The organism is Kitasatospora sp. NPDC004799, assembly GCF_040609095.1.
GTDB lineage: Bacteria > Actinomycetota > Actinomycetes > Streptomycetales > Streptomycetaceae > Kitasatospora.
This window is the reverse complement of record NZ_JBEXJK010000500.1, coordinates 1-5,519: the sequence shown is the minus strand read 5'-3', so window position 1 is coordinate 5,519 and position 5,519 is coordinate 1. Positions and strand designations below refer to the sequence as shown.

Genomic DNA, 5,519 nt, shown 5'->3' with positions numbered 1-5,519 from the left:
CTGTATACGCGCGCCGGGCCGACCGCCGGGGGGGGGTCGGCCGGTCGTCGTCGTGCTCAGGCGCCGGAGGGGGCGACCGTCGTGGCCATCTCCTTGATGTCCTCGTAGGACAGGCCGGCCTCGTTGTACATCCGCGCCCGGGACTCCGGGATGCCGAGCCCGGCGATCTCCTTGAGCTGGGCGTCGGTCAGCGGCGGGGCCATCGGGAGGTCGCCGCCCACGGACTCGGGGTCGAGCTCGTCCCCGGGGCCCGAGGTGGCCAGGCCGACCACCGCGTCCGTCAGCTGCTCGGTGGTCAGCTTGACGGCGTCGGCCGGGGCCTGGACGGCCGGGGCCGCCTGGTTGAAGGCGAGCTTCACCGGGAAGTTGACGCCCGGCTCGACCTTGTCGGCCAGCTGGGCGAGGTCGAAGGTGGCGGAGGAGAAGGCACCGTTCTTCAGGTAGAGGTCGAGGCCGATCCGGCGGTCCGGAACGTCGCTCGGGGCCTGGTCCGGGAACGTGCCCAGCTGCTTCGGGAACTTGGCGGACAGCGGCTTGACGGCCTTGTACATCTCGTCCACCAGCTGCCGGGCCGGGGCGCTGATCCAGAGGTGCTCGGTGCCGTCCTTCTTGCCCTTGTCCTCGTACGTGACGGTGCGGCCGAGCACGTCCTTGATCGAGTTGAGCAGCTCGCCACCCAGCTCCGGGTCGACGGAGGGCGCGGCGCTCGGGGCGGCCTTCTTGCCGTCGGACTCCTTCGCCCGGTCCGCGAGGGCCTGGAGGTCGAAGCCGACCCACTTGCCGGCCAGCACGTCCCCGACCGGCTTCAGCTTCTCGGGCAGGTCCTTGCGCATCTCGTCCACCACGGACGGGTCCTCGCCGGAGAGCTTCACCAGGCCCTTGGCGTCGGCGTGCAGGTACCCGGTGCCGTCGACCTGGCGGTACTCCAGCAGCGCGGTGCCGCTGCGGTCGGCGAGCAGGTAGGAGACGCGCACCGACTTGTCGAGTGTCAGGTCGGTGTTCTTGCCGGCCTTGCCGGCGTTCCTGAAGGCCTCGACGTCCTTGAGCGGCTTGTCGGCGGAGATCGCGACCGAGACGGAGAGGCCGGAGACGGCCTTGGCGGTCTTCTCGTCCATCTCGCGGTCGACGCCCCGGGCGGAGCCGGTCAGGCTCTTGCCCTTGTGCTCGCCGGAGTTGGCGAACGCGGCGACCTGCTCGGGGGTGGCGTCGATGGAGAGGGTGAAGCCGGCCGACTTGCCGTCGCCGACCTTGTCGAAGGCCTTCGACACCTTCTGCGCGGCGGACAGCTGCTCGACGGTGCCGCAGGCGGTGAGGCCGGTGGCGAGCACGGAGGCGGTGACGGCGACGGGCATCGCCCCACGGGCGGCCTTGCGGATGGCGGTGTTGATGGTGCGACTCCTGTTGATCGGGCCCGCTCGGTGGAGCGGGCCGGTCCCTCCCCTGTGACGCGCGACGCCACAGCGCCTGCACATGTGATCACATTATCGGCAAGGGGGCACGCGCTTATTTGACCGGGTCTTTGGCCAGAACGGCCAAAACCATGACCAAAAGCCGAAAACCGCCCGTCCTCACCCACGGGCGGAGCGGCGGGCGGGGCGTGGACCGCCCCCTCTGCCGAGGGCGAAGTCCCGCCCGGCCGGGGCCCGGTCGTCACTACAGTCCCCTGCCATGACGACGGTTACCACGCGCACGGTCGAGTACCCGGCCGACGGACTGACGATGATCGGGCACCTCGCGCTCCCCGCCGGTGCGGGCCGCCGGCCCGCGGTGCTGCTCGGGCCCGAGGGGCCGGGGGTGAGCGAGGTCCAGCGCCGCCGGGCCGAGGCCCTCGCCGAACTGGGCTACGTGGCGCTGGCCTTCGACCTCCACGGCGGCCGCTGGATCTCCGACCCGCAGGAGATGCTGGCGCGGGTGATGCCGATGCTCGCCGACCCCGAGCGGCTGCGGGCGATCGGCCGCGCGGCCCTCGACGTGCTGCTCGCCGAACCGCGGACCGACCCCAGGCGGATCGTCGCCGTCGGCTACGGCACCGGGGGCATCATCGCGGTGGAACTCGGCCGCGCCGGCGTCGACCTGCGGGCGATCGCGACGGTCAACGGCCTGACCACGGGCCGGCCGGGCGAGGCGGCGAACATCCGGTGCCCCGTCTGGGCCGGGGTCGGCTCGGAGGACCCGATCATGTCCACCGCGCACCGCGACGCCTTCGCCGCCGAGATGCAGGCCGCGGGCGTGGACTGGCGCCTCGTGGTCTACGGCGGGGCCGAGCACGCCTTCCACCACCCGACGGTCGACCACGCGGTGCTCCCCGGGGTCGGGTACCACCCGCTGCACGCCCGGCGGGCCTGGCGCGACGTCCTCGACCTGCTCGCCGAGTGCCTGCCCGTGCCGGACTGAGCTCCGGGCGGCAGGGGCAGGCAGGGGCGAGGTGGCGGGCGGGACGGCTACAGGTGGACGTCGGAGACCTCGAAGGTCTGCACGGTACGGGCGTTGAAGTAGGACCAGAACCGGTTGCCGTGCACCCAGGTGTCCGCGTGGTGCTGGTAGCGCTCGCCGCCGGCGTCCGTCCCGGTGGCCCACCGCTCGACCAGCGCGCCGTCCTGCCCGGGCCGGCCGAACCTGGACAGGTCGAAGTCGATCCACTGTCCTTCCCCGTGGTTCACGGCGACGACGACCAGCTTGTGGTTCACGCTGTCGTAGGCCGCGACGGCATCGGGGTGACCGGCGTCGATGATCGTCATGCCCGGGCGGATGTGCCGCATGTACTGGGCGAGGACGAAGAACTTCGGGTTGACCGCGCCGATCACCCCGTTGGTGAGGGTGATCGCCCCGTAGTTCTCCCAGTCGAGGATCTGCCAGATGACCCACGCCGTGGGGTGCAGCCGGCGCAGGTCCAGGTGGAGGTTCCGGACGAGCTGAAGACCGCTGGTGTCACCGTCGCCGTACTCGGACATCCAGATGTTCTTGCCGTCCGCCGCGACGGCGTCGTACAGCGCGGCGCGGTCACCGCCGGTGTCGTAGCCGTGGACGTTCACCCGCCCCACGGCCGCGCGGGTGGCGGCGTCGAAGTCGGGGTTGTCCTTCCAGTTGTACACGGCGCTGCCGACACCCCAGTCGTCCAGGCCGGCCACCGCCATCCACTGCAGTCCCCGGGCGTCCAGCTGGCCCCGGGTCTGCCGGATGATCTCGGCCAGTTGGGGCCGGTCGTAGTGGCAGCCCTCCTGCCCGCCGACGGAGTCCGGCGGGAACCCGCCCCACTTGGCCCCCGGCTCGTTGACGGGCTGGACGGAGGTGAAGTCGATGCCCCAGTGGTCGTGGGCGTAGCGCGCCACCGTCGCCAGGTACGCCGCGTGCCGGCCGAAGTTGTCGTCCTGCAGGTTGCAGCTGTGGCCGTCCGCCGATCCGCGCGGATCGTCGTTCTTCAGCATCCACCACATCGGCGAGTTGCTGAACAGCTCGAACCGGTCGGCGCCGCGGTCCCGGGCCAGCCACATCATGTCGCGCTGGTGGGCGTCGGCGTTCCAGTTCCAGCTGGACGACTGCGGGTCCGCCGAGTACCAGTCGAGCTGGTAGCCCTCGATCTGCTTGAAGCCGTCCAAGGTCGACACGGGCTTCATCGTCCTGCCGCCGATGCTGTTCGTCCCCGAGCCGCCGGCGTTGTAGCGGACCACGTTCATGCCCAGCCCGGGCACCGTCTGCCCGCGGTACTGGACGGTCTTTCGGCTGAACAGCACGTCAGCCAGGTCCTCCTGAGGGCCGAGCTGGTTGGCCCACCAGGCCAAGGAGGTGCCCCACCCCTCCCAGGTGCCCCAGTTGACCGACGGGTTCACCGTGGTGCTGAAGTCCGCCCAAGCGGGCCGGGCGGCGGAGACGACCGCCAGCGCCCCCACCGGCAGGCCCACCATTCCGCGCAGAACCGTACGACGTCGCATCGAAGCCCCCCCTGGGCACAGAATCCGCACATCCGGACCGGGATGCGCACGAATCGCAGTCTGCACCACGGGTGAGAGGCGGAACCAGTGTGCCGTTGATCACCTCGGGCCGGTGTTTGCGGCGGCCGCACCACGGCCATGACGGAGATCGGTGACCTGCCGCTGCCAGGGGTGATACGGAGCCGGCGCCACGGTTCCGGCCGGGCGGGCTACCGCTGCTGGGTTCCCCAGACGGCGACGAAGGCGGCGACGACGGCGAGCGCGAGGGGCACCCCGACCGCCAGGGCCGGGGAGCCGCTCCAGGTGCGGGCCGACGGCTCGATCCGCCGGTCCGGCTCCGTGCTCTGCTCCCACCAGGCCTGGACCTGGTGGCAGTTCGCCGCGAAGGAGGCCGTCCGCCGCCGCCCGTCGGTGCTGAGGCCCGGCAGCGAGCGGCGGCGACCGTCGGCGAGGTGGATCCGCACCGCGTGGTTGGTCGCGCCCGGGGCGTCGTAGCGCCGCACGCCGATCCAGCGGATCTCCTCCCAGGCGTAGGTGCGGCCGGGCCCGAACCCCCGGCAGACGGTGATCCCGTCGGCGCCCACCCGGCTCCAGGACCGCAGGGCCGCGAGAGCCGGGACGACGATCGTCAGGCTCAGCGCGAACAGCAGCACCGTGCCGAGGGCGGTGAGCTTCAGCAGGCCGAGTGCGAGCGGGGCGACGGCGACGAGGGCCAGCATCGGGAGGGCGGCCGGCTGGGCCACGTCCTTCTGCCGGAAGATCATTTCTTCCACGCCGCGCACCCTACGCCCGTCGCCCGCGCCGGGACAGGGGGGCGGCCGGGATCCCCGTGGACGGTGAGGCGTTCCGCCGGCCCCCGCGACCCCGCACCGCCGGGGCCGCGGGGGCGCCGGGCAGCCTACACGGTGCTGGCGATCCAGCCGACGGTCTCGGTGGTGTGCGGCCCGTCGGACAGCGCCCGGCCGGTGCCCACGAGTTCGTTGATGCGGATCTTGAAGCCGACGGTGGTGACGTCGGCGATCCGCAGGCCCGGGGTGTCGGGCCCGTGGAAGGTCTGGACGAAGGGCAGGACGATCACGGTCGAGTCGTCGGGGAAGGGCGTGGGGAAGATGACCTGGGTGAAGGTCGAGGTGTTCCCGCCCGCCACCTCCGTGAGGTTGGCGGAGCTCAGCTGCAGCTTGCCGGTCTGGATCATGCTCATGGCCTCTGCCTTTCGTCTGTTCACTCGACTGCCGCCGGTGCTGTCGTCCTTCCGGAGCGGCCATGGGTGAGGTACCCGCGTTCGTCCGGGTTTAGCGGGAAAGCTGACGTTTCGAGGCAGCTGCGCCCACCCCCGCGCCGGAGGAGGCACCCGCCCGAGGACCGAGCCGGCGGGCCCCGCGCCCCGCCCCGCGCGCCTGGGGCCGACGGTCCGGCGAGGCGGCGCGGGCTTGCGGCATACGGGAGTTGGCGAGACCGCGCGCATCCCGGGGGTGGTCGGGCGGTCGGCCCGGCCGGCGGCGGAGGGGGAGGGGAACCCGTGGGGGTGAGGGCGGTACGGGTGGCCGGGCGCTGTCCATGCGCTAAGACTGCGGTCTCACTCCGCGAGAC

5 protein-coding genes are annotated in these 5,519 nt (G+C 72.2%); 1 reads left to right on the top strand and 4 read right to left on the bottom strand.

Translation table 11 applies throughout. The features are described 5' to 3' along the window. Window positions 1-56: 56 nt before the first annotated feature. Window positions 57-1,352, bottom strand: coding sequence for a hypothetical protein (locus ABZW03_RS36470; protein ID WP_355268446.1), 1,296 nt, complete (start codon window positions 1,350-1,352; stop codon window positions 57-59). 316 nt (window positions 1,353-1,668) lie between these two features. Between ABZW03_RS36470 and ABZW03_RS36465 the strand changes: the two genes are divergently transcribed. Continuing rightward, on the top strand, window positions 1,669-2,394 hold the full coding sequence (locus tag ABZW03_RS36465; protein WP_355268443.1) for a dienelactone hydrolase family protein: 726 nt from the start codon (window positions 1,669-1,671) through the stop codon (window positions 2,392-2,394). A 47-nt stretch (window positions 2,395-2,441) separates the two neighbouring features. On the opposite strand, the gene ABZW03_RS36460 is transcribed toward ABZW03_RS36465, so the two are convergent. From ABZW03_RS36460 to ABZW03_RS36450, 3 genes are all read right to left on the bottom strand, one after another. Beyond that, window positions 2,442-3,902, bottom strand: coding sequence for a glycoside hydrolase (locus ABZW03_RS36460; RefSeq protein ID WP_355268440.1), 1,461 nt, complete (start codon window positions 3,900-3,902; stop codon window positions 2,442-2,444). Between the two features lie 236 nt (window positions 3,903-4,138). Continuing rightward, window positions 4,139-4,702: a PH domain-containing protein gene (locus tag ABZW03_RS36455; RefSeq protein WP_355268437.1), complete on the bottom strand. Its 564-nt coding sequence runs from the start codon at window positions 4,700-4,702 to the stop codon at window positions 4,139-4,141. Window positions 4,703-4,827: 125 nt separating this feature from the next. Beyond that, window positions 4,828-5,130, bottom strand: a complete 303-nt coding sequence (locus ABZW03_RS36450; protein WP_355268434.1) for a hypothetical protein — start codon at window positions 5,128-5,130, stop codon at window positions 4,828-4,830. Between the last annotated feature and the right edge of the window lie 389 nt (window positions 5,131-5,519).

Excerpts from the sequence above, each read along its gene's own strand:
- ABZW03_RS36470 (WP_355268446.1), bottom strand. The coding sequence starts at position 1,352 with ATGCCCGTCGCCGTCACCGCCTCCGTGCTCGCCACCGGCCTCACCGCC.
- ABZW03_RS36465 (WP_355268443.1), top strand. The coding sequence starts at position 1,669 with ATGACGACGGTTACCACGCGCACGGTCGAGTACCCGGCCGACGGACTG.
- ABZW03_RS36460 (WP_355268440.1), bottom strand. The coding sequence starts at position 3,902 with ATGGTGGGCCTGCCGGTGGGGGCGCTGGCGGTCGTCTCCGCCGCCCGG.
- ABZW03_RS36450 (WP_355268434.1), bottom strand. The coding sequence starts at position 5,130 with ATGAGCATGATCCAGACCGGCAAGCTGCAGCTGAGCTCCGCCAACCTC.